Here is a 23,667-nt window from a genome sequence, read left to right as displayed (position 1 = left end):
TCGAAGGGCGCAGAATGACATCGAACCAAGTGGTGCGAGAGGACGGCGCCCTTCTTCGCGAAGGCGCCGAGATGCTGCCTTTCGCGCGGCTGAGCCAGGGTTTCGCGCTGGGCGAGGCGCTGGCCGTCTCGCTGGTCGCGGTCGCGACGGCCGATCTCTATTGGGCTTATGCGCTGGAATGGCACCCGGACCGGTCGGTCACGTCCTTGATCGGCGCGGCGCTCGGGCTCGGCGTGGCGGGCGTTTCCCTCGCGCGCGGCAGCTACGACCGCGCCATCGAGCCCGGTCCCGGGTTTCTCTGGTCGGGCCTCGTCACCGTTCTGCGGGTCTTCGCCGCGCTGCTGGCGGTCCTGTTCGTCACGCGTCTGGGCGAGACCTACTCGCGCGGCACGTTCGTCTCGCAATTTGCCACCAGCGCGCTGGTGATCCTCAGCCTGCGCGGCGGGTTTCAGCGCCTCGTGCGCGCTCGCCTCGCTCAAGGGCGGGTGGAGCGCCAGCGCTTGATGATCGTCGGCGACATGTCGCCCGACCCGCGCCTGCAAGGCCGCTTGTCGGCGCGCGGCTGCCATGTCGTGGCGCGCCTGCCGCTGGCCGGCGCGGAGCGGGCCGACGAGGCCGCGACGCTGCGCACCATCGTGGAAACCTGCCGCACGGCGCGCGTCGAACAGGTGCTCGTCCACACCTCCGCCGAACTCGGCGATCTCGTGGACCGGCTCTTGCACGATCTCAGCGAAACACCGGTGACGGTGGAGGTGCTGCCGCATCCCGAAAGCCCGCTCTGGCGCGCCAAGGGCGACGGGCTCGCCGGCCTTCCCGCCGCCGTGGTGCGCAACCGCCCGCTGTCGCGCCTTCAACTGGCGCTCAAGCGCGGCTTCGATTTCACGGCCGCGCTTGCGGCGCTGATCTTCCTGGCGCCGCTTTTCATCGGCATCGCGCTCGCCATTCGCTTCGATTCCAAGGGGCCGGTCTTCTTTCGTCAGTCCCGCCACGGCTACGGCAACCAGCCGATCCGCGTCTTCAAGTTCCGCTCGATGCGGGTGATGGAAGATGGCGCGGCCTTTCGGCAGGCGACGCGCAACGACCCGCGCATCACCCGCGTCGGCGCCATTCTGCGCCGAACCAATCTGGACGAGTTGCCGCAGATCCTGAACGTCCTGTTCGGCGAGATGTCGATCGTCGGCCCGCGGCCGCACCCGATCGCGCTCAACGAGACCTTCGCTACGGAGATCAAGCTCTTCCACCGCCGCCACAACATCCGCCCCGGCATCACCGGTTGGGCGCAGATCAACGGCCATCGCGGCGAGACGGACACGCTGAAGAAGATGTCGGACCGGATCGAGCACGACCTCTGGTATGTCGACCACTGGTCCTTCCTGCTCGATCTCAAGATCATCCTGATGACGGCCTTCTCGCCGCAGGCCTATCGGAACGCCGGCTGACCCGCGCCATGCCGGACCTCTCCCTGCCCGCTCCCCTCTTCCCACGCGAGATCGTCGAGCTCGGCCTGCGGTTCCACCCGCTGACCAAGGCCGAGCTGCTGGACGAGATCTTCCGCCAAAGGCCGGCGGGCACGCAGATCGTCGTGGCCGGGGCCAATCTGCACGGGCTCTACGTCACCCATGTCGACCCCGCCTACGACCGACTGCTGGCGCGGCCGGAAACGCTGGTGATCGTGGACGGGATGCCGGTGGTCTGGATGCTGAAGGCGCGCGGCCACGCCGTCTCTCGACACCATCGCACGACCTGGGTGGACTGGCTGACGGACAGCTTCGCGAGAGCCGCCGAGGAGAACAAAGGCGTCTTCGTGCTGGGGCATTCGGAGGCGGTGCTGGAGGCCGGGCTGGCGCGCGCCCGCGCCCGCTGGCCGGGGCTGCGCATCAAGGGGCGTTCGGGCTATTTCGACATGCGGCCGGGCTCGGCGGAGTTGGACGCAGTGGTCGCCTCGATCAACGCCGCGCGGCCGCATTTCCTGGTGGTGGGCATGGGAATGCCCCGGCAGGAGCGCTTCGTGGAGGCCGTTCGCGCGCGGCTGGACGTGCCGGTGATCGGCCTTGGCGGCGCGGCCTTCGCCTATTTCGCCGGCTTCGAGCCGACCCCGCCGCGCTGGATGGGACGCTGGGGGCTGGAATGGCTACACCGGCTCGGCGCCGATCCCCGCCGCATGGCGCATCGCTACCTCGTCGAGCCGCCATTCCTGGCCGGGCATCTCGCCCGGCGCGCCTGGCGGCAGCGGGCGCGCCGCGCCTGACCCCCGCGCCTGCCTCTCGTCCCTGGCCTTGTCCCATCTCCTGACTTGAAGTGTGAATTCCATGGCCTTCCGTGCCGCGTTGCGAGAGATCAAGGGACATGTCCTGACGGCATCGGACCCGGCCGTTCGCTGGGGCATCGACCGGCGCTGGCAAAGCCAGCGAAGCCGCGCACGCTCGCATGGGCTGGAGCGTCCGCTCGTCGTGTCCCTGACCTCCTATCCCCCGCGCTTCGCGACCCTTGCCTCGACGCTGAAAAGCCTTCTGGCGCAGAGCGTCCGGGCCGACGAGATCGTGCTCTGGATCGCGCATGGGGATCATGCCGCGCTTCCGCGCGATGTCCTGGCGTTGCGGGAGGCCGGCCTCAGGATCGCCTTGTGCGAGGATGTCCGCTCCTACAAGAAGTTCTGCCACAGTTTCAAAGAGCATCCCGAAGCCTATGTCGTCACCACCGACGACGACGCCTATTACTGGCCGACCTGGCTGGCCGAACTCACCGCAGGTCTGACGCGCGCCAACGAAAGGGCGATCCCGTGCTTTCGCACGCATGAGATCGCGCTCCATGCCACGGGCGAGGTCCGTCCCTATGGCGCATGGCGACAGAACACGCCGGAGGAGAAAGCGGCGCCGACGCTGTTTCCCACGGGCCTCGGCGGCGTGGTCTACGTGCCCTCTCTCCTGCATCCCGACGTGCTCGACATCGACGCCGCGCGCCGCCTGGCGCCCAGCGCGGACGACATGTGGCTTTACGTGATGGCCCGGCGAGCGGGCCTCCAGTTCCGCAAGGTCGGCCGCAAGGTGCGGTTTCGAAACTGGAACGGCAGCCAGGCGAGCGCCCTCTATCTCGAGAACGATGCCCAGGGCTCGGCCAACGACGCCCAGTTCGCGGCGCTGATCGAGACTTATGGTCGGGTCTGGGAGATCGCATGACGTCCGCTCCCCCCAAGGCCCCTCGCGTCTCCGTCGTGATTCCGGTCTTCAATGGCGAGGCTTGCCTCGAAGCCGCCGTTCGTTCTGTTTTGGCTCAATCCCTTGCCGATCTCGAAGTCGTCATCGTGGACGACGCGTCTACGGATGCGAGCTTCGCGATCGCGACGCGGCTGGCCGAGGAGGACGCGCGGGTTCGCCCGGTTCGCCTCCCCCGGAACGGCGGACCCTCGGTCGCGCGCAATCGCGGCTTCGCGCTGGCGGCGGGCGAATGGATCGCCATTCTGGATGCGGACGATCGCTTCGAGCCGACGCGGCTGGCGCATCTCACGCGCTTTGCCGGAGAGCAGGGCTGCGACATGGTCGCGGACGATCTTGCGATCTTCGATCTCGGCTGCAACGCCGTGGTCGCGACGGCCTATCCCGAGATGCAGGAGCCGGTGACGCTCTCGCTCGAAGACCTTCTGCGACACGACCTGTCGGCCGACCGCACGCCCTATGGCTGGCTGAAGCCGGTCTGGAGCCGCGCCTTCCTGGCCCGGCACGCGCTCGTCTACGCCGAGCACCAGCGCTATGCCGAGGATTTCGATCTTCTGTTCCGATGCCTCGTCGAGGGCGCGCGCTTCCAGATCGTGCCCGAGGCGGGCTATGTCTACACGCCGCGTCGAGGCCCCGTCTCCGGCCAAACCTCACACCTGTCGCAGACGCGGCAGGATTTTCGCGCCGCCCTTCGAGCGAACGAAGTCCTTCTGCAAACCCATGGCGAGCGGCTCTCACCGGGCGAGCGCGCCCTCCTGCAGCAGCGCATCGCCTTTTTCGAGATGCGCGCCGCCTATGGCGAGTTTCTCGATCTCGTGCGCCGCCGATCGCCTGAGGCGTTGCTCCATGCCGCCCGGCACCCCTCGGTCATGGCCGGCGCACTGCGCGCGGCCCGACGCCGGCTGACACGATAGACCCCATGCAAAGCCCGCATCACACTATCAAATCCAAGGCGCTGGCCGGAACGCTGTGGAGCCTCGGCGGCTCGGTCGGTCAGCAGCTCTTCGGCTTCCTCGTCTTCGCGATCCTCGCCCGCAACCTCAGCCCGGCCGAGTTCGGCACGGTGGCCATCGCCACCATCCTGATCGACTTCCTGAACATCTTCGGCCGCTCCGGGCTGACCGACGTCCTGATCTATCGCAAGGACCTGTCCGAGCTCGAACTGCACACATCGTTCTGGCTGAGCGTGTTTCTGGGCCTCTCGGCGATGACGGTGCTGTGGCTGGGGGCGGGGTTCGCCGCCGATCTCTTCGCCACGCCCGACCTCGTGCCCATCATGCACATCCTGGCCGTGTCGACCTTCATCTACGCGATCGGCGTCAACCCCGAAGCGCTGATGCGCAAGGAGTTTCAGTTCGCGCTCCTTACCAAGCGGACCATGCTGGCGACCGTGACCTCGGGTCTGGTCGCGGTTCTTCTGATCGCGCTCGACTTCGGCGTCTATGCGCTGGTCTTCCAGCGGTTGACCTTCTCGATCCTCAACAGCGGCCTGCTCTGGCTGTGGAACGGCTATCGCCCGGCCTTCCGGTTTTCGTTCCCGATCGCCCGCCGCCAGCTCGCCGCCGGGGTCTGGCTGGCCTCCTCGACCTTCGTCAACATGGCGATCCCCAAGACATTCGATCTCATCGTCGGCTCGGTTCTGAGCACCGCCGCGCTCGGCCTGTATCGCATCGGCGCGCGCTATCTCGACCTGATCCTCGACGTCAGCATCCGCCCGCTGTCGTCGGTGGCGCTCTCGTCCTTCTCGGCGCTGCAGTCCGACGCGCCGGCCCGCAACCGGGCCTATCTGCGCGTGCTTCAGCTGACCGCACTCTTGATCTATCCCGCCTTTGCCGGCGCCGCGCTGATCGCCCCCGAAGCGCTGCCCTTCCTGTTCGGGCCGCAATGGGCGACGAGCATCCCGATCGCGCAGATCCTCGCCTTCTCGGCGCTGCCGCTTCCCATCACCTTCCACAATCCCTCGATCCTGATCGCGTTGGGAAAGGGCCGCAGCATTCTCGTTCTCAGCCTGTTCGACCTGACGCTGAGCCTTCTGGTGGCCTTCACCGCCGCGCGCTGGGGCGTCGAGGCGGTGGCGATCGGCTATGTCTGCCGCAACATCGCCTCCGTGCCGCTGGCCCTGCTTCTGCTCGGTCGCTCAACGGGGCTGCGCCCGAGCGAGGCCCTGCGGGCGCTCCTGCCCTCCGCCGTCTGCACGTTCCTCATGGTGGCCGCGCTTCTCGGCCTCCGCCACTCCGCGCTGCTGGATGCCCTACCTGATGTGCTGCGCATCGCGGCGCTGGTGCCGGTCGGCCTCGCGGCCTATGCCGTGCCGGTCGTGCTCTGGCCGGGACTGCTGGCCGATCTCCTGCGCTTCGCGCGGCGGCCGAAGCAGTTGAACGGCGACGCCGCCATTTCTTAGAAGCTCACCATCGCCCCGCCGAAGCGCGCCGCCACATAGGGCGCGCGGCGGGGATGGTGGGCGATGGCACCGAGCGCCAGACGAAGCGCCGGCCAGCGGGCGCCGTTGCGATAGGCCTGCGCGGCGCAATAGGTCATGAGCGCCACTTCCGCTTCCCGCCGCATGGCGGGAAGGCGGGCGGGATCGGCCCCGGCTCGGATCAGCGGGTCGGCATGGATGCGCTCCAGCGCCGGCTGAAAATCGGCAAAGCGCCGATGGCCGCCCATCATCACGCTCGCGCCATGGACGCGGTAGTCCATGATATGGTGCGGCGTGTAGAGCATGGGCCCGAGCGCGGCGAGCCGGCACCAGAGATGCCAGTCCTCGCAGAGCGACAGGGCCGGGTCGAAGCCGCCGCTGGCCGCGAAGCTCTCCGCCAGCACCAGCACCACGCCGCCATTGATGATGAAATTGCCACGTAGCAGATCGCTCAGAATCCGGCCGCTCGGCTTGGCACGCCTGCCGCGCACGAGATGGCGCCGCCCGAAGGCGCGCCCGTCCGCCGCGATCCGCTCGTAGTCGCCATAGACTGCGACGGGGTGCGACGCATCACTGCGCGCCGTGTCGAGAAGCGCCTCGAGGGCGCCGGGCGCCAGCCGGTCGTCGGCGTCGAGAAACAGCAGCCATTCGGCGTCCGCGCGCGCCGCCCCCGCATTGCGGGCCGACGAAACGCCCCGGCCGGGATTGCGCAGCAGGCGAACACGCGAGTCGGCCATTCCCGCCACCGCCTCGCGCGTGCCGTCGTCCGACCCGTCGTCCACCACCAGCACTTGGCGCAGCGCAGGCCCTTGCGCCAAGGCGCTCTCCACCGCCTCGCGGATGAAGGGAAGGCCGTTGCGCACGGCGATGACGACGGCGACACCGCCCTGCCTGCTTGAAATCAGGGTTCGCGCGTCAGCCGCCATGGATCGTCCGATATTCCTGGTAGCGCAGCCCGGCGAGGCCGGCGAGCTTGCCGCCGACGCGGGCCAGCAGCAGCAGCCCGGCGACGCGCCGCTCCGGCTTCCAGGCCAGAAGCGTCATGTTCAAAAGCGAGACACCGAGCGCACCGCCGATCTTGGAGCCTTCGCGCAGAAGCGTGAAGCTCGGCGGGCGGTGCTTGAGATTGATGAGCATGTCGGTGTTGCCGCCGCGATAGGCGCGGCGCACCATCCAGCCGAGCGAGCAGCGGCTGGCGGGATAGTCCTCCCGCACCACCGCCTCGCGCGACCAGGCGAAGACGCCGCCGGCCAAGGCGAGGCCCATCAGGAAGTCCCGGTCCTCGCCGCCGAGCAGGGTATAGGCGGGGTCGAACCAGGGATCGGGCCGCCGGCGAAACACGGCGGCGCGGAACAGGATGTTGCTGGTCGCGTCCACCAGATCCACCCGCCCCGTCCGGAGCGCGCCATAGGCCCCCTCGGCGGCCTTCAGCACATTCGGCGCGGGCGGCACTTCGTAGCTGCGCTCCACCGGGCCGCCCACGACATCGGCCCCTTCCTGCCTTTGCACGGCAAGGAGATGGCCGAGCCAATCCGGCCTAGGCCATTCGTCGTCGTCGATCATGGCGATGTGCGAGACCTCTGGATCGGCGATCGCGGCCCGCACCAGCGCGTTGCGCGCGCAGGCGACGCCCCGCTCCTCTGCCAGCACGACCTGAAGCGAAAAGCGGTAGCCCGCCGCGACCATCGCCTCGCAAACGGCCAGACCCTCGCACCCCACCATGTCGTTCTCCGCCACGATCACCCGCAGCGGCCCGGCATGGTCGATCTCGGCCAGGGCCTCCAGGCAGCGCCGAAGGGTGCGGGGGCGCCGACAGGTCGGGATAGCCACCACAACGAGTTCAGCGCCGGGCATGGGCGTCCTTCCTGAGACGGGGGGAGAAGCAAGCGGAGCCGGCCGGGCCGTCGGGTCGCCTCGCGGTTTTGCAACCTATCATAAAGCGAATCCGTGCAATTCTCTACCTATGAGCGCATCGCCGCCCGTGGGCGGAAGGGAAGCCCGCCGGCTTCCGGCGGGGCGAGTGTTGAGGGATTGCGGTTGGCGAAAATCGTCCTCACCGGAGCGGCCGGGTTCATCGGCTTCCACCTCGCCCGCCGGCTCCTGGCCGAGGGAGCGAGCGTCGTCGGCATCGACAATCTGAACGCCTCCTACGACCCCGCGCTGAAACGCGCGCGCCTGGCCGAACTCGGCCCCCTGCCTGGCTTCGCGTTTCACGCGCTCGACATCACGGACGCCCCGGCGCTGGCCGATCTCGTGCGGCGCGAGGCGCCGGAGGTGGTGATCCATCTCGCGGCGCAGGCCGGCGTGCGCCAGTCGATCGATCGCCCGTTCGACTATGCCGGCAGCAATCTTCTCGGCCATCTCGCGGTTCTGGAGGCCTGCCGGCATCTGCGGCCCATGCCGCGTCTCGTCTATGCCTCGTCCTCCTCGGTCTACGGCACGGGCGCGGCGCTGCCGTTTCGAGAAAGCGACGCAGCCGATCGCCCGGCCTCGCTCTATGCCGCCACAAAGCGCTCGGGCGAGCTGATGAGCGACAGCTACGCCCACCTCTTCGGCCTGCCCCAAGTGGGGCTGCGCTTCTTCACGGTCTACGGCCCGTGGGGGCGGCCCGACATGGCGGCGTGGCGTTTCGCGGACCGCATCCTCGCGGGCAAGCCCGTTCCGCTCTTCAACGGCGGCGATCTCCGGCGCGACTTCACCTATGTCGACGACATCGTGGCGGGCCTCGTTAGCGTCGCCACGGAGCCGCTGCGCCTGCCGGAGGAGCGCCCGCACCGGATCTACAATTTGGGCGGCGGGCGGCCGGTGGCGCTGACCGACTTCATCGACCTTCTGGAACGGGCGATCGGCCGCCCGGCGATCCGCGCGCCCGAGCCCATGCAGCCCGGCGACGTGCGGGCCACGGCGGCCGACATCTCGGCGCTGGCGCGCGACCATGGCTATCGGCCAAGCGTCAACCTGGAAGACGGAGTCGGGCGTTTCGTCCGCTGGTTCAAGGCACGCTATCCCCATGGCGTGCCCTCTACGCTCTGACCCGAGCCAGACATCAGCGCGCCCAATCCACGCGGGCGAAATGGTCCCGCATCATCGGGTCCTCGGCGTGGCGCGCGGGGTCGAAGCGCTCACGCTCGGAGCGGTCGTATTTCCAGTTCGTGCTGATCTCGCGAAAATGCCGGAAACGAAAGTCGCGGCTGACGAGGCGCGCGCGCCACCAGCCGTTGATCGTGTGCGTGTGCCACTGCGCCTCGAGCGGGCAGCGGGCCGGCACCACGGCCCATTTGGGGTTGCAGCGCATGGGATGGCGCGGAATCAGGCCGTAGCGATAGGTCACGACCGGCGCCAGCGCGTGTCGGTAGTCGGTGAAGCGCGCGGGCTGGCTGTCGTCGAGATCGCGCGTCACGTCCTGGATGCCGAAGACCCAGTCCCCGAAGAAGGACGTGACGCCCGAGCGCGAGCGCTCCGTGGCGGCAAAGACCGAGGCCCCGGAGCGCGACATGACGAGCTCGTCCACGTCGCAGTTGAGCACCGAGCGAGCACCCTGGAGAAAGCGCCAGCGCGCGTCGGCGAACATGCCGAGCTGCGAGAAGTTGGAGTCCCAGTAGCGCTTCGACCCATGGCCGGGCGGGCCATGCCGGAAAGGCCATTGCACCACCACGACGCGGTTCAGCCCCTCGACCTCTTCGAGCGCGGCGAGAAGCTCGTCCACGCCATAGCGGGTCGAGCCGTTGTCGTAGAGCAGCAGCGCCGTCGCGCCGTGCCGGTCGCGGTGGAAGCGCGCCCAGTCCTGGAGCCAGACGAGTTCGTTGTTCTTCGACAGGGTGAGAAGCACGCGCTCGCCGGCGAACCAGTCGAACCGGGGTTGGCTGACCTCGACCGCGAATGTGCCGAGATCCGAGGCGATCTCCAGCGCGGTCGTGCCGGGCTCCACCTCCACCAGCATATCCTCGTGCCGGTCGAGCTGGCGGTGCGTGAAGCGGCAGGGCTGGCCGGACGGGCGCGCGCGGATGCTTGCCCGCACCAGGGCTTCGCGAAGGTTCAGAAGCGCCGGGCAGAGAAGGCGCACCGTGCGCCCGTCGGCGCTGCCGACGGCGTCGAAGATCAGTGTCGAGCAGTCGAAGCGAGCGTCGAAATCCGGGCCGCGAAACTCGGGCGGGCGGCTCGGGATGCGCTTCACCAGGCTGTCTTGCGGCAGGACGACGGACTGAACCGACGCGATCCGTCCCCTCCCCTCCCCGTTCTCGCGCGGCAAGCGGCGCGGCTGATGGCTCCTGGTCATCCGAGGCATGCTCCATGTTGCCCGGCAAGGTCGAGACATCGCTTTCGCGCATCCCTTCCTGCGATCGGGCCTTCATTCCCATTTCGAACGCCCGGACGCTCCGAGGAGCGACCGGACGGGCTTGCGATCGTCGCGCCGCGCCTTCAGGCCCGCGCCTTGCCGGCGGCGGGCCGGGGCCGGCGCTGGCGCAAGAGGCGCCGCGCGGGGTTTTCGAATCCGTGGAAGGTCGCGAGCGACACGAGCATCACGAAACCCGCGAAGGCGAAGCCGACCCAGGGGCCGAGATCGAAGATCCGGCGGCCGAGCAGCGCCTGGCTGGCGCCTGCCGCGAGGATGATGAGCGAGCCCTGGTTGAGGTAGACGCCGTAGGACATGTCCCCCAGCCGCCGCGCGAGCCAGCTAAGGCGACGCCCGAGCGAGGCGCCCGCCCCCGCCGCGACGAGGAGCGGCATGAGAAAGCCGACCATCGCGAGATCGTAGACCTCAGGCGGCCCGAGCGCGCCCTTCAGCTGCACCAGCGCGAGCGCGAGAGCCAGAAGCGCGAAGAAGAGCCAGCGCGGCGTGCGCCAGGGATGCGCGGCGTAGCGGCGATGCAGGCACATGCCGACCGCGAAGGAGAAGAAGACCCGGGCGAAACCGCCGGTGAAGTTCGCGGTGCCCCAGCCGATATCGGCGCTGCCAAAAAGAAGCACGGCGGCGACGAGGCCGAGGCCGGCAGCGAGCGTGAAGGCTCGCAGCAGCCGATCGTCCAGCCGGGCGAGAAGGCCGAAGAAAAGGAGGCCGGCGACCATCTCGAAGAAGATCGACCATGTGGCGCCGTTGAAGGGAAACAGCGTGTCCCTGCCCTGCGGCTCCAGGAAGCTCGGCAGCATCAAGGCGTTGAGGAGGCCGGTCGGGACGAGGCGCGCGGTGTCGATCCAGCCGTCATTGGCCTCGAACCGCGCCGTCATGACGAGGAAACCGACTGCGGTCGTCGCGAGGAAGAGCGGATAAAGGCGGGCGACGCGCAGCAGCAGGAAGCGCCGCAGGCCCATGTCGCCGCCAGCAATGGCGCCGCCATAGGTCAGCGACAGGACGAAGCCGCTGAGGACGAAGAACAGGTCCACCGCGACATAGCCACCCGGCAGAAGCGCGCCGCGCAGACCGAACATGAAGTCGGTGTGGTAGACCAGGACGACGAGCGCCGCGAGACCCCGGACGAGATCGAGGCTTTCGAAATAGGCCGGTCGCTGGGTGGGAGGGGTCATGAACCGAGGGCTCCGCGAAGGCGGCGAACCGCCTGGGGCAGGAAGTCGCTGCGGGCGCCGGCGACATCGAGCGCGAGGGCGGCCAGCAGATAGGCGACCGCGCCGGTCACGACCGTCAACCCGAGCAGGCGGGAGGACGGCAGCGAAAGGCCGTTCAGCACCGGCAGGCAGGCCGCCAGCATGACCAGAGCGCAGAGGCCGACGCGCGCCAGGCTGCGCGCGGGTATGGGCATGGGAAACACCGGCTTCAGCAGCAGGATGGAGACGGCGACGCCCGTGACGTCGCCGATCACGATGCCATAGGCCGCGCCGAGGACGCCGAACTGCCCGATCAGGAGGACCGAGGCGACGAGGTTCGTGGCGAGCGTCACCGCCCCGCAAGCCACCTGCCGAAGCGGACGTTCCACGATCTGGAAGCCGATATGGAGATAGAACTGCGCGAAGGCGTTGAGCCCGCGCGACAGCGCCAGAAGCGGGAGGAGCAGCGCGATCTCCGCCTCGAACTCCTTGCCGGCCACCACCTCGCCGAAGACCGGCGCCACGATCATGAGGCCGACGACGGTCGGCACCATGGCGGCGAGGAAGAGCTCCGCGCCCGTGGCGAGCTGCGTGCTCGAGCCCGCCCGCCCCTGATCGGCATAGGCGCGGATGGCCATGGGCCCGACGATCGCGGCGACCGCCGAGGCGACGATGCCGGTCAGCTGGCTCGTCACGTCGAGCGCGGCGCCGAAATGGCCCGCCGCCGCCGCGCCCAGCATCCAGCCGACGATCAGCCGCGCCAGCGTGGCGTTTCCCGCAAAGACGAGGCCGGACAGGGAAAGCGGCAGGCCATAGCGCCAGAAGCGGCGGATGACATCGCTCTCTGGTCGCACTCCCCTCCCCGGCGCGAGCAGGCGATGGAGGGACAGGAGCGAGACGAGGGCGAAGCCTGCGGCGATGCCCGCCACAACGGCCGAGCCGGAGGCGAAGAGCAGCGCCGCGCTGGTGCCGAGCGAAAAGCTGACGAGGCTGCGCGCGATGCTGAGCCGGGCGAAGGCGGCGGACTCGTGTCGCGCCCGGCGCACCTCCTGCGTGATGTCGAACAACGCCTGCGCCGCCGTCATCGCCAGGATGGCCGCCAGCGCGAGCACGGGAAGGTCGGGCAGGAAGAGGAGAACGGCGACCGCGATCGCGGGAATGGCGAGAACCGTCAGCGCGCCGAAGGCGCGCAGAGTGAAGGGCATGAAGTCGGTGCGCGGCGCCTCCGACTGGTAGCGCCCGAGCGCGAAGCGCAGCCAGCCGTAGAGCACGGTGCCGATGAGATAGGCGAGGCTGACGCCGACGGAATAGACGGCATAGTCCTCCGGCCGCAGCACGCGGGTGTAGATGCCGAACGACACGAAGCCGACGAGCCCTGGGACCGCGAAGGCCAGGAAATAGATGATGGCGTGCTTGGTCACGCACGGCCTACCTGACGCCCGGAGGGAAGCCGCGCGGGCGACGGAGCGGCCTTGCTTCGCGCGCTCTCGACCCGGCATCGCCGGATGCCGGCGATGCCGATCACCAGAAACAGCCAGGCATTGTCGGCGCGGCCGAGCATGTTGGACTCCGTGCCGTTGTGAAGCAGGCCGAAGAGCCAGAAGGACACATACATGCCAAGCAGCCGGGTGTCCGTCCGGTCGATGCGGCCGAGGTCGAGAGCCGGACGCAGGATCAGGAAAAGAAGCGCCAGCGTCAGCCCGGGCAGGCCGATTGTCGCCGCCGTGTCGAGATAGCCCTGATGGCCATAGGCGGCGACCGATACCCAGGTGTTGCCGTCCGTCGCCGCCGGCGAGGCGGGGCCGATCTGCCAGAAGGACAGCATGCCCGCGCCCATGAAAGGATTGTCGCCGATATAGCGGATCAGCATGGCCCAGACATCGGTGCGCCCGGTGAAGCTCGCGTCGCCGATCACCAGTCTCGCGACCTCATGAAAGAAGTCGCTGAGCGTCGACAGGATGGTGAGCGCGTTGATCGCGAACACCGCCGACGAGACCGTCAGCAGGATGACGATGAAGGACCGCGTCTGAAGAACGACCTTCGACAGGATGAAGACGGCGACGAGCAGGGCCAGACTGGTCTTGGACCCCGACATGACCAGAAAAAGAACTTGCGGCACGGCCAGCAACACGAGCCAGGAGCTCTGGACCCGCCCGCGTGCGGCATAAAGGATGAACAGCTCGAAGACGCAGACGGGACCGGCGATGTTCTTGTGCGCGAACTGGCCCTTCCAGAGACCGTTCAGCTGCGGCTCCGCGCCGAACAGGCCGTGTTTCCCGAACTCGGGAATGGCGAAGACGAAGACATATTTGGTCAGCGTTTCGGCCAGGATGATGCCGAGGAAGAGCCAGAGGATCGAGGCGCTTCGGCGGGGCGTCGCGATGCACAGGATGGCCACGAGCATGGCGACGAGCGTGAAGATGTAGCGCCGCATCGACACGTCGGGCAGGATCGCGAGCGGCACGGTGGCCGCGCACCAGCCGAGCAGCAGGATCAGCGTCAGGTCGAACTGCTGGCGCACGTCTCCCCAGCGGTCCTGGACGTTGAGAAGCGCGAAGCCGAAGGTCCCGAACCAGAGAAGCTGGACGAGAACCGTTCCCTCCCGCCCCGCGCCCGGGTCCTCGCGGAAGCTCACGGCGTTCGGATTGGGAAAGAACCAGATCATCAGGAAGAAGCCGACGAAGGCGGCGTAGCGCAAGTGCTCCCACTGCACCCCGCCCCCTGCCCCTGCCACCCGGCCGCCGGCGAAGCCGGCTTGCGCTCTAGCCATAATAGGCGCTCTTGCCGGGCGCGTATTCGTATTCGAAATAGCGCTTGGCTTGGCGCCCATCGACCTTGTTGAGCACGACGCCGACGGTCCTGCGCTGGATGCGGTCCGAAAGCTCCAGGGACCGGCGCGCATTGTCGATCAGCGTCCCGCCCCATTCCACGGTGAACACGAAACAGTCGATCATGTCGGCCGAAGCGCGCGCGTCAATGATCGGCAGGAGCGGCGGCAGGTCCACCACCACATAGTCGTAGTGCTGCTTGAGATGGGCGAGCGTCTCGGCCATGGCGCGCGAGGACAACACGTCGTTGGAACTGGTGCCGTCCTCCAGCTGCACCGCCGGCAGGAAGTCGAGCCGCCCGTCGCGCGTGCGCAGCATGGCATGGGCGGCGGCGGTCCCGTCCCGCAGATCCGTGAGGCGGACACGGGCCGAGCCCGCCAGACGGCGCGTCAGCGAGGGATTGCGCAGGTCGCAGTCCACCAGCACCGTGCGGGCGCCGGACTGGGCGGCGAGTTCGGCGAAATTGGCCGCCAGCGTCGTCTTGCCCTCGCCCGGCAGGCCCGACACGAAGCCGACGATCTGGGGGCCGCGCTCGGTCGGGTGGAAATCCACCGCGACCTTGATGGCGCGGATGGACTCGGCAAAGCGCGCGATGGGCCGGGCGACGACCTCGCGCAGCCCGCTCGCCTCCTTGCCGCGCACGGTCTCGACGGCGGGCACGCTGGCGATGCAGGGAACGCCGAGCTGGCGCTCCACGTCGCTCGGCCGGCGCAACGTCTTGTCGGTGGCGTCGCGCAGGAAGGCGAGGCCGAAGCCGGCGATGCCGCCGAGCACCAGCGCCCCGGCCAGCGCCATGGACGTGCGCGGCTTGCTCTTCTGTCCCGGCGGCGAGGCGCTGGTGATGAGCCGCGCCTCCGTCAGCGGGAAGGACTGCTGCTGGACGGTCTCGCGGTAGCGCTGAAGAAAGCTGTCGTAGAGCGCGCGGTAGCTCTGGGCCGAGCTTTCCAGCGCTCGGAGCTGGACCTGCGCCTGGCTGGAAAGCTGGGACTGCCCGATCGCCTCCTTGAGGCTCGCCTCGATCGTGGCGACGCGCGCGCGGGCGATCTCGTAGTCGCTGCGATAGCCCTCGCCGATGCGGCCCAGTTCCTCGTTGATGGAGCGCTTGGCCTCGGCGATCTCGCCCCGGACATTGGCGACGGCCTGATGCTGCGGCCCCAGGCGCTTGGCGAGGTCTGCCTCGCGCTTGGTCAGCTCGGAATACTGGTTGCGCAGCTTGATGATGACCTCGTTGCGCAGCGCGTCGGTCAGCGTCGAGTCGGCCAGATCCGAGCCGATCATCTGCTCGACCCGGTCGAGCCGGGCGCGCGCCTCGCTGGCATTGCCGCGCGCGGCCGAGAGCTGCGTGTTCAGCTCGGTCAGCTGCTGCTCGGACAGGAGCCGCCCGCCCCCGGCATCCACTATGTTGTTGGTGGCGCGAAAGTCCACCACGGCGCGGTCGGCCTCTGAGGCCTGCGCGCCGAGTTCGGCCAGGCGCTCCTGCAGCCAGACGCCGGCCCGGCGGGTCGACTGGTACTTGGCGTCGAGCTGGTCGGTGACATAGGCGTCGGCCACCGCGTTGGCGACCTCGGCGGCGCGCTGCGGGCTGGTAGAGGTGAAGCTGATCTCGAACACGAAGGTGACGCCGATGCGGCGCACATAGAGATTGTTGTCGACCTCGGCCACCGCCGCGCGCAGGCGCTGCTCGGGCGTCGGCGGCTCATTGGAGGAGACGAGCGAGCGCAGGCTGCGCTTCACCGCGCCGAGCCCGGTCGGCCGGGTGAAGTCGGGGTCTTCGTCCAGCTTCAGCTGACGCACCACCGCGAGCGCGATGTTTTCCGAGCGCAGGATCTCCAGCTGGCTTTCCACGGTCGGATTGTCGAGCGGCGTCTCGGCCACGTTGGCGCTGACCGACGGGTTCATCATCGTGGTGGAGCGGCGCGCGTCCATCACCATGGTGGCCGTCGCGGTGAACTGCGGCGGCGCAAGCAGGAGATAGATCACGGCAAGAGCGAGGCTCACCGCGACCGCCGCGCCGATCAGCAGCATATGGCGCCGGACGATGCCCCAGATCTGAACCAGGAGTTCGGTCGGCGACAGGATCGCCGAACCGGCTTCGGGCGCGTGCGCGGCGGGGTGGACGCGGTGAAGCATGGCGGACCGCCTACTGAACGAGGGCTCGGAAATAGTGGATCGTCCGCTCGATCCCGTCTTCCAGCGCGACCTTGGGCTCCCAGCCGAGTTCGGCCTTGGCGAGGGAGATGTCGGGCCGGCGCTGGCGCGGATCGTCCGAGGGCAGCGGCAGGAACTCGATGGCGGAAGAAGAGCCGGTCTTGCGAAGAACGAGCTCGGCCAGTTCCAGCATGGAGAACTCGCCGGGATTGCCGACATTCACCGGACCGGTGAAGCCCGGCCCCGAATCCATCATGGCCAGCATGCCGTCCACGAGATCGTCGACATAGCAGAAGGAGCGCGTCTGCGACCCGTCGCCATAGATGGTGATCGGCTCGCCGCGAAGCGCCTGGACGATGAAGTTCGACACGACGCGCCCGTCGTTCGGGTGCATGCGCGGGCCATAGGTGTTGAAGATGCGGATGACCTTGATCTGCAAGGCGTGCTGACGCCAGTAGTCGAAGAACAGCGTCTCGGCGCAGCGCTTGCCCTCGTCGTAGCAGGAGCGCATGCCGATCGGGTTCACGTGGCCCCAGTAATCCTCGACCTGCGGGTGCACCAGCGGGTCGCCGTAGACCTCCGAGGTGGAGGCCTGGAGGATCGGCACGTTCAGGCGCTTGGCGAGGCCCAACATGTTGATCGCCCCGTGCACGCTGACCTTCGTGGTCTGCACGGGATCGCGCTGATAGTGAATGGGCGAGGCCGGACAGGCGAGGTTGAACACCTGCGAGACCTGCACATAGAGCGGGAAGGTCACGTCGTGGCGCATCACCTCGAAGCCGGGATGGCCGATGAGGCTGGCGATGTTGGCGCGCGTGCCGGTGTAGTAGTTGTCGACGCAGACGACATTCGTGCCCCGGCCGATCAGGCGCTCGCACAGATGCGAGCCGATGAATCCGGCTCCGCCGGTGACCAGCGCCGTGTTGGTGTAGGGGTTCATGCCAGGCTCCAAGCGAAATCGATGCAGCCGGCGGCGCCGTCTCGGCCCGCCGGAACGGCCCGCCTCGATCCCGAGACGGGCAAAGGGGCCTGACCTCAGGCTGCGACGTCGGCGGCGCGCGCGGCGCCCGGCGCATCCCCGCCCCGGCCGACATCGTGGTACTGGAAGCCCTTGGCCTCCATCACGGCGCGCTTGTAGACATTGCGCAGGTCCACGAAGACGCGGCCCTTCATGGCCGCCCCGATCCGGTCGAGATCGAGCGCGCGGAACGTGTTCCATTCCGTCACCAGAACCACGGCGTCGGCCCCCTCGACGCAGCCATAGGCGTCGGCGGCATAGGCGATGTCGTTCAGCACCAGCGCCGCCTGCCCCATGCCCTCGGGGTCGAAGGCGCGCACCCGCGCCCCGCCGTCCTGCAGGGCGGTGGCGACGGCAAGCGAGGGCGCGTCGCGCATGTCGTCGGTGTTGGGCTTGAAGGTGAGGCCGAGTAGCGCGATCGTGCGCCCGCGCACGCTGCCGCCGCAGGCCTCGATCACGCGCCGGGCCATGGAGCGCTTGCGCTGCTCGTTGACCGCCGCCACCGTTTCCACGATGCGCGAGGGCGCGCCGAAATCCTGCGCGGTCTTGATGAGGGCGAGCGTGTCCTTGGGAAAGCAGGAGCCGCCATAGCCCGGCCCGGCATGGAGGAACTTGGAGCCGATGCGATTGTCGAGCCCCATGCCGCGCGCCACGTCCTGCACGTCGGCGCCGACCTTCTCGCACAGGTCCGCCATCTCGTTGATGAAGGTGATCTTGGTCGCCAGAAAGGCGTTGGCGGCGTATTTGGTCAGCTCGGCCGTGCGCCGGCTGGTGTAGACGATCGGCGCGCTGTTCAGATAAAGCGGCCGGTAGACCTCCGCCATGACCTCTCGCGCGCGCGGCTCGTCGGAGCCGACGAGAATACGGTCGGGCCGCTTGAAATCGTCGATCGCGGCGCCCTCGCGCAGGAACTCGGGGTTGGATACGACGTGGAAATCGGCGTCGGGGCGCGCTTCGCGCACGATCCGCTCCACCTCGTCTCCGGTGCCCACCGGCACGGTCGACTTGGTCACGAGCACGGTGTAGCCGCGCAGCGAATGGGCGATCTCCCGCGCGGCGGCGTAGACATAGGTGAGGTCTGCGAAGCCGTCGCCACGCCTTGAAGGCGTGCCGACCGCAATGAAGACGACGTCGGCCTCCGCCACGGCGGAAGCGAGATCGGTGTCGAACGCAATGCGCCCGGCCGCCGCGTTGGTGGAGACCAAGGTTTCCAGACCCGGCTCGAAGATGGGAATGCGCCCCTCGCGCAGGGCAGCGATCTTGCTCGCGTCCTTGTCGACACAGCGAACCGTGTGGCCGAAATCCGCAAAGCAGGCGCCGGACACAAGTCCGACATAGCCAGATCCGACGATGGCGATTTTCATGGAGATGCTCGTTGCTCTAGCGAGAGGAAAGTCGAACATCTCGGCCGCCGTCCAAAACGGCTGCACTTCCCGATATTCAGACTTCGCGCTCGCATGATCCTATGGGTTACAACCAAGGGTCAAGTGCAACGCAACATTTTCTTAATATTTCTATACTTCGTTAGCAGCACATAATTTGTCCTATAGAGGACGAATGACTTTAGTCTCTAAAATGCGTCCGATCGAATTCAGATAACAATATCAGAGGTTCCGTATCCTTCGATCCATTCAAGATGGTTGGCTTGACGGCCGGCGGGCGTGAGCCCCCCGCCTTCAGCAGAAGCGGATGCGAGAGATGACCCAATCGACGCAGGCGAACGGAACCGACCAGAGCAAGCCGGCAGCGATCGCCACGCAGGCCGAAATCGCGGCGGCGATGGCGGGCTTTGCCCAATCAGCCGCAGCCGAGTCCAGCGCCCGGCCGGAGGTCTGGCTCTATGCCGACACGGCGGGGTCAAGCCTCACGGGAACAAGCCGGCGCGACGAGATCCGCGGCGGCGCCAACACAGTTCTGAGCGGTGGCGCGGGCGATGACACCTACATCGCCTATAACCAGACGACGCGGATCTTCGAGCTCGCGGGCCAGGGCATCGACACAGTGAAGACCTGGGCCTCGTCCTTCACGCTCGACAACACGCAGTCGATCGAGAACCTGACCCTGGCCGGCACCGCCCATTCCACCGGCACCGGCAACGATCTCGACAATGTCCTCACCGGCAATTCCGGCAACAACACCCTGAATGGCGGGCGCGGCAACGACATTCTCGTGGGCGGCGGCGGGCGCGACACGTTCGTCTTCCAGCGGGGCGGCGGGCAGGACGTGGTCCGCGACTTCGCGGCCAAGGGCGCCTCGGCCGACACGCTGCAGATCGAGGGCACCGGTTTTGCCGACTTCGCCGCGCTCAAGGGGCGGATCGTGCAGCACGGCGCCGACACGCTGATCCTTCTGGAGGCGGGCGACGCGGTGCTCTTGAAGGGCGTCGCCGCCGCCGATCTCGACGCCTCCAACTTCCGCTTCTCGTTTGTGGGAACGGCTGGTGCCGACACGATCCAGGGCGGCTCGGGCGACGATCTCCTGACCGGCGGCGCGGGCGCCGACACGTTCGTGGTCGGCAAGGGTGGCGGCAACGACGCGATCACCGACTTCTCGGCGCGCGGCGGCGACGTCCTGAAGCTCGTGGACACGGCGCTGTCGGACTTCGCGGGGTTCAAGGCAAGCGCCCTGCAGGTCGGCGCCGACCTCAGCGTCGATCTCGGCGGCGGGCAGGTCCTCACCCTCGCCAATGTTTCGCTCGCCAGCCTCACCAGCGCCAACCTTCAGTTCGCCAAGAGCGCGCCGACACCCTCTACGCCGCCCCCGACTCCCGCCGTCGAGACATCCGTTCCGGCCACCGACAGCCAGCAGGGCGTCGGCGCCACGCCGGCCCCCTCGCCAAGCGACGCGCCCGGTGCGCTGACGGGCAAGCTGCTCCTCGCCTCCGCCGCGCCGAACAAATGGCTGACGGCGGGCACCGCCAACGCCGCGCTGGAGGGAAGCGGGGGCAACGACCAGTTCTCCGCCCAGGCCGCCAACGTCACCTTCAAGGGCGGGGCGGGCGACGACACCTATATCGTCAACGGCACCACCCGCATTGTGGAGCTTGCGGGCCAGGGCATCGACACCGTGCAGACCTGGTTCAGCTATCGATTGCCGGGCGACCAGTCGATCGAGAACCTCACCCTCATGGGCACGGCGGCGATCGACGGGACCGGCAACGACCTCGACAACATCCTCACCGGCAACGACGCCGCCAACGTGCTGGACGGCGGCCAGGGCGCCGACACGTTGACCGGCAAGGGCGGCAGCGACACGTTCGTGGTCACCAAGGGCACCGGCACCAAGACGATCACCGACTTCCAGACCACGGGCGCGCAGGCCGATCTCCTGAAGATCGACGGCGCCGCCTTCGGCAGCTTCGCCGCGCTCAGCAAGCGCATGGTGCAGGTCGGCGCCGATCTCCATATCGATCTCGGCGGGCACGAGGGCGTCATCCTCAAGAATGTCTCGATGAGCAGCCTGACGGCCGCCCATGTCCGCCTCCTCAACGTCACCGACACGATCGTCGGTACGAGCGGCGTCGACACGCTGGACGGCGGCGACGGCAACGACACGCTGACCGGCGGCGCCGGGCGCGACGCCTTCGTGATCGCCAAGGGCAACGGCTCCGACACGATCACCGATTTCGAGACCGGCACCAAGGGCGACATCCTCGATCTCAAGGGCTTCGCCTTCGAGAGCTTCGAGGCGTTTCGCGCGAGCGCGAGTCAGGTGGGCGCCGACACGGTGATCGCGCTCGGCAACGGCGAGACGCTGACCCTCAAGAACGTCGCGCCCGCCAAGCTCGTGGCCGAGAACGTCCTGTTCGAGAACGCGCTGCCGGTCAGCGGCGGCTCGTCCACGACCTTCTCCGGCACGCTCGCCAACAACAGCCTCACCGGCACCGCGGGCAACGACTACATGATCGCTTATGCCAAGCACGTCACGCTGGCCGGCGGGCTCGGCGACGACACCTATGTCGCCTCCGACACCACGGCGCACATCGTCGAGAAGGCCGGCGGCGGCATCGACACGGTGCTGAGCTGGAACGACATCGGCTTCGCCCTGCCCAAGGGCCAGTCGGTCGAGAACCTCACCCTCATGGGCAAGGCGAACTCCACCGCCATCGGCAACGAGCTGAACAATCTCGTCACCGGCAACGAGGGCAACAACACGCTGAACGGCGGGGGCGGCAACGACGTGCTCGTCGGCAAGGGCGGCGCCGATCTCTTCGTCGTCGCGCGTGGGCAAGGCTCCGACGTCATCGCCGACTTCTCCTCAACTGAGGGCGACCGCATCCGCCTCGACGGCGCGAGCTTCAAGAGCTTCGCGGAGCTGAAGGGCGCCATCCAGCAGGTCGGCACCAACAGCTTCATCGCGCTCGGCGACGGGCAGACGCTGACGCTCCAGAACACGCTCGCCACCTCGCTCTCGGCCAAGGACTTCGTCTTCGACCTCGACAGGAGCGCGATGGTCCAGACCTTTCGCGACGACTTCAACAGCTTCTCGCGCTTCGACGGCACCAGTGGAACCTGGCTCACCAAGTACGAATGGGGCGGGCTCAACGCTTACACGCTGTCCTCCAACAAGGAAGGGCAGATCTATGTCGACGACACGTTCCGGGGCCTTCCCGGCAAGGAGGCCGCAGCGCCGCTCGGCCTCAACCCGTTCTCCGTCGCCAATGGCGAGCTGACCATCACCGCGCAGGCGATCGACCCGGCCAAGCAGGCCGCCGCCGGCGGCTATGCCTACACGTCCGGCCTCATCACCTCGGAGGCCGTGTTCGCCCAGACCTACGGCCATTTCGAGATGAAGGCGACTTTGCCCCAGGGCTCGGGCGTCTGGCCCGCCTTCTGGCTCCTGCCCGTCAACAATTCCTGGCCGCCCGAGCTCGACGTGATGGAGGTCTTCGGCGACCAGCCGGGCGCAGTGCATTTCGACGCCCATTCCGCCAGCGACGGCATGAACAAGGGCGGCTACGGCCTGTTGGACGACCTATCGGGCTCGCACACCTACGGCGTCACCTGGACGCCCTACACGCTGACCTACTTCGTGGACGGGCACGAGATGATGACGGTGGACACGCCCTCCGACATGAACTCGGCCATGTACATGCTGGCCAACATCGCGGTCGGCGGCCTGTCGGGAACGCCGGCCAAGGATCTCGTCGCGCAGATGAAGATCGACTCCATCACCGCCTATCAGCTCAACGACTACACGCTCGCCCACTACACGCTGAAGACCTCCGCCACCCCGACCACCACTCTCTCCGGCACCTCTGCGGCCGAGAGCCTTAGCGGTACGGCGGGGGCCGATCTCCTCGACGGCGGCGCGGGCGCCGACACGCTGACCGGGGGCGCGGGCGACGACACCTATCTCGTGCGCAACGCAGCCACCCGGATCGTGGAGCTCGGCGGCGGCGGCATCGACACGGTTCGCTCCGAGGTGTCCTACACCCTCCCGGGCTTCGTCGAGAACCTGACGCTCACGGGCTCCGCCAACATCGCCGGCACCGGCAACGGGCAGTCCAACATCATCACCGGCAACAGTGGCGACAATGTCCTGGCGGGCCTCGGCGGCAACGACATTCTGACCGGCGGCGCCGGGCGAGACACGTTCGTCTTCGGCAAGGATTCGGGCTCCGACATCATCACCGACTTCGAGGCCGGGCCGGGGATGGGTGACGTGGTGCGGCTCGACGCCTCGCCCTTCGCCACGTTCGCGGACGTGAAGGGCGCGATGAGCCAGGTCGGCTCGGACGTCTATCTCGCGCTGTCGCCCTACGACACGCTGGTGTTCCGCAACCACAAGATCGCAGACTTCGCCGCCGACGACTTCAAGCTGCCGGCGCAGCCGCCGGTGAGCGCGGGCTACAGCACGAACGTGATCGGCACGGCCGGGGCGGACCGGCTGGTCGGCTCGGGCTCCAACAATCTTCTCGACGGCAAGGGCGGCGACGACATCCTGATCGGCGGACGAGGCGACGACACCTACCGCGCCTATGCCACCGGCAAGCTGACCATCGTCGAGAAGGCCGGCGAAGGCATCGACACGGTGGAAACCTACGGCAACTTCACGCTGCCGGCCAATGTCGAGAACCTGACGGCGATGAGCTGGAACCTGACGCTCACCGGCAACGGCCTGTCGAACCGGATCACCGGCCATGGCGGCGCCGAGGTGCTGAACGGCAAGGGCGGCGACGATTGGCTGACGGGTGGCGGCGGCAACGACACCTTCGTCTTCGAGAAGGGCTCGGGCTTCGACACGATCACCGATTTCCACGCGGCGGGAACCGGCACGGAGCACGACACGATCCGCCTCGTCGGTTTTGGGGCGGGCGCGACGCTGACCCACGAGGGCGACGTCTGGACCGTGCACCACAGCACCGGCACGGACTCGTTCCGCACGCTGGGCGTGGAGTCGCTGGACAGCAGCGACGTGGTCTGGGCCTGATCGGGGGCGTCTGTTCGACAGCGCGACCCGCGAACGGGCGGCGGTCCTCTTCGCCGCCCTCGATCCTCG

At 68.1% G+C, this 23,667-nt stretch carries 16 protein-coding genes; 7 read left to right on the top strand and 9 right to left on the bottom strand.

Features of this window, described 5'->3' with window-relative positions:
* Window positions 1-14 precede the first annotated feature (14 nt).
* The 5 genes from M673_RS05735 (at window position 15) to M673_RS05715 (ending at window position 5,613) form a co-directional block, all read left to right on the top strand.
* On the top strand, window positions 15-1,439 hold the full coding sequence (locus M673_RS05735) for an exopolysaccharide biosynthesis polyprenyl glycosylphosphotransferase (RefSeq protein ID WP_061974370.1): 1,425 nt from the start codon (window positions 15-17) through the stop codon (window positions 1,437-1,439).
* Between the two features lie 8 nt (window positions 1,440-1,447).
* Window positions 1,448-2,248: a WecB/TagA/CpsF family glycosyltransferase gene (locus M673_RS05730; protein WP_061974368.1), complete on the top strand. Its 801-nt coding sequence runs from the start codon at window positions 1,448-1,450 to the stop codon at window positions 2,246-2,248.
* A gap of 61 nt (window positions 2,249-2,309) precedes the next feature.
* Complete coding sequence (locus M673_RS24530; protein WP_061974366.1) at window positions 2,310-3,176, top strand: hypothetical protein; 867 nt, start codon at window positions 2,310-2,312, stop codon at window positions 3,174-3,176.
* Window positions 3,173-4,126 carry a glycosyltransferase family 2 protein gene (locus tag M673_RS05720; RefSeq protein WP_061974364.1) on the top strand — a complete coding sequence of 318 codons (954 nt, stop codon included), beginning with the start codon at window positions 3,173-3,175 and terminating at the stop codon, window positions 4,124-4,126. The genes M673_RS24530 and M673_RS05720 overlap by 4 nt, the downstream gene beginning before the upstream one ends.
* Window positions 4,127-4,131: 5 nt before the next feature.
* Window positions 4,132-5,613, top strand: coding sequence for a lipopolysaccharide biosynthesis protein (locus M673_RS05715; RefSeq protein WP_061974362.1), 1,482 nt, complete (start codon window positions 4,132-4,134; stop codon window positions 5,611-5,613).
* Here M673_RS05715 and M673_RS05710 read toward each other — a convergent pair.
* Both M673_RS05710 and M673_RS05705 read right to left on the bottom strand, forming a co-directional pair.
* Window positions 5,610-6,557: a glycosyltransferase gene (locus M673_RS05710; protein WP_061974360.1), complete on the bottom strand. Its 948-nt coding sequence runs from the start codon at window positions 6,555-6,557 to the stop codon at window positions 5,610-5,612. The two genes, M673_RS05715 and M673_RS05710, sit on opposite strands and share 4 nt — an antisense overlap.
* The gene (locus M673_RS05705; RefSeq protein ID WP_061974358.1) at window positions 6,547-7,485 is read right to left on the bottom strand and encodes a glycosyltransferase family 2 protein; all 939 of its coding nucleotides are present in this window, start codon (window positions 7,483-7,485) and stop codon (window positions 6,547-6,549) included. Before M673_RS05705 ends, M673_RS05710 begins: the two co-directional genes overlap by 11 nt.
* 183 nt (window positions 7,486-7,668) lie before the next feature.
* Between M673_RS05705 and M673_RS05700 the strand changes: the two genes are divergently transcribed.
* Window positions 7,669-8,664 carry an NAD-dependent epimerase/dehydratase family protein gene (locus M673_RS05700; RefSeq protein WP_061974356.1) on the top strand — a complete coding sequence of 332 codons (996 nt, stop codon included), beginning with the start codon at window positions 7,669-7,671 and terminating at the stop codon, window positions 8,662-8,664.
* Between the two features lie 13 nt (window positions 8,665-8,677).
* Here M673_RS05700 and M673_RS05695 read toward each other — a convergent pair whose 3' ends face one another.
* The 7 genes from M673_RS05695 to M673_RS05665 form a co-directional block, all read right to left on the bottom strand.
* Complete coding sequence (locus tag M673_RS05695) at window positions 8,678-9,907, bottom strand: hypothetical protein (protein ID WP_061974354.1); 1,230 nt, start codon at window positions 9,905-9,907, stop codon at window positions 8,678-8,680.
* A gap of 143 nt (window positions 9,908-10,050) precedes the next feature.
* Window positions 10,051-11,154, bottom strand: coding sequence for an acyltransferase family protein (locus M673_RS05690; RefSeq protein ID WP_061974352.1), 1,104 nt, complete (start codon window positions 11,152-11,154; stop codon window positions 10,051-10,053).
* The gene (locus M673_RS05685; RefSeq protein WP_061974350.1) at window positions 11,151-12,593 is read right to left on the bottom strand and encodes an oligosaccharide flippase family protein; all 1,443 of its coding nucleotides are present in this window, start codon (window positions 12,591-12,593) and stop codon (window positions 11,151-11,153) included. The genes M673_RS05690 and M673_RS05685 overlap by 4 nt, the downstream gene beginning before the upstream one ends.
* On the bottom strand, window positions 12,590-13,942 hold the full coding sequence (locus M673_RS05680) for an O-antigen ligase family protein (RefSeq protein WP_148639983.1): 1,353 nt from the start codon (window positions 13,940-13,942) through the stop codon (window positions 12,590-12,592). Before M673_RS05680 ends, M673_RS05685 begins: the two co-directional genes overlap by 4 nt.
* Window positions 13,935-16,130, bottom strand: coding sequence for a GumC family protein (locus M673_RS05675; RefSeq protein WP_061974346.1), 2,196 nt, complete (start codon window positions 16,128-16,130; stop codon window positions 13,935-13,937). The genes M673_RS05680 and M673_RS05675 overlap by 8 nt, the downstream gene beginning before the upstream one ends.
* 10 nt (window positions 16,131-16,140) lie before the next feature.
* Complete coding sequence (locus tag M673_RS05670) at window positions 16,141-17,088, bottom strand: UDP-glucuronic acid decarboxylase family protein (protein ID WP_061974344.1); 948 nt, start codon at window positions 17,086-17,088, stop codon at window positions 16,141-16,143.
* Window positions 17,089-17,183: 95 nt separating this feature from the next.
* Entirely contained in the window at window positions 17,184-18,530 is a 1,347-nt protein-coding gene (locus M673_RS05665; protein ID WP_061974342.1) for a UDP-glucose dehydrogenase family protein, read from the bottom strand.
* Window positions 18,531-18,864: 334 nt separating this feature from the next.
* On the opposite strand from M673_RS05665, the gene M673_RS05660 reads away from it, so the two are divergent.
* A complete protein-coding gene (locus M673_RS05660; protein ID WP_061974340.1) occupies window positions 18,865-23,598 on the top strand; it encodes a family 16 glycosylhydrolase in 4,734 nt (1,577 codons plus the stop codon).
* The last annotated feature ends 69 nt before the right edge of the window (window positions 23,599-23,667 follow it).

Origin of the sequence: Aureimonas sp. AU20 (assembly GCF_001442755.1) — a bacterium.
Lineage (GTDB): Bacteria > Pseudomonadota > Alphaproteobacteria > Rhizobiales > Rhizobiaceae > Aureimonas.
The sequence above is the reverse complement of the archived record's forward strand: the minus strand, read 5'-3'. Positions and strand labels throughout refer to the sequence as shown.

Coding starts and splice junctions, on each gene's coding strand:
- M673_RS05735 (WP_061974370.1), top strand. CDS start 15: ATGACATCGAACCAAGTGGTGCGAGAGGACGGCGCCCTTCTTCGCGAA.
- M673_RS05730 (WP_061974368.1), top strand. CDS start 1,448: ATGCCGGACCTCTCCCTGCCCGCTCCCCTCTTCCCACGCGAGATCGTC.
- M673_RS24530 (WP_061974366.1), top strand. CDS start 2,310: ATGGCCTTCCGTGCCGCGTTGCGAGAGATCAAGGGACATGTCCTGACG.
- M673_RS05720 (WP_061974364.1), top strand. CDS start 3,173: ATGACGTCCGCTCCCCCCAAGGCCCCTCGCGTCTCCGTCGTGATTCCG.
- M673_RS05715 (WP_061974362.1), top strand. CDS start 4,132: ATGCAAAGCCCGCATCACACTATCAAATCCAAGGCGCTGGCCGGAACG.
- M673_RS05710 (WP_061974360.1), bottom strand. CDS start 6,557: ATGGCGGCTGACGCGCGAACCCTGATTTCAAGCAGGCAGGGCGGTGTC.
- M673_RS05705 (WP_061974358.1), bottom strand. CDS start 7,485: ATGCCCGGCGCTGAACTCGTTGTGGTGGCTATCCCGACCTGTCGGCGC.
- M673_RS05695 (WP_061974354.1), bottom strand. CDS start 9,907: ATGACCAGGAGCCATCAGCCGCGCCGCTTGCCGCGCGAGAACGGGGAG.
- M673_RS05690 (WP_061974352.1), bottom strand. CDS start 11,154: ATGACCCCTCCCACCCAGCGACCGGCCTATTTCGAAAGCCTCGATCTC.
- M673_RS05680 (WP_148639983.1), bottom strand. CDS start 13,942: ATGGCTAGAGCGCAAGCCGGCTTCGCCGGCGGCCGGGTGGCAGGGGCA.
- M673_RS05675 (WP_061974346.1), bottom strand. CDS start 16,130: ATGCTTCACCGCGTCCACCCCGCCGCGCACGCGCCCGAAGCCGGTTCG.
- M673_RS05670 (WP_061974344.1), bottom strand. CDS start 17,088: ATGAACCCCTACACCAACACGGCGCTGGTCACCGGCGGAGCCGGATTC.
- M673_RS05665 (WP_061974342.1), bottom strand. CDS start 18,530: ATGAAAATCGCCATCGTCGGATCTGGCTATGTCGGACTTGTGTCCGGC.
- M673_RS05660 (WP_061974340.1), top strand. CDS start 18,865: ATGACCCAATCGACGCAGGCGAACGGAACCGACCAGAGCAAGCCGGCA.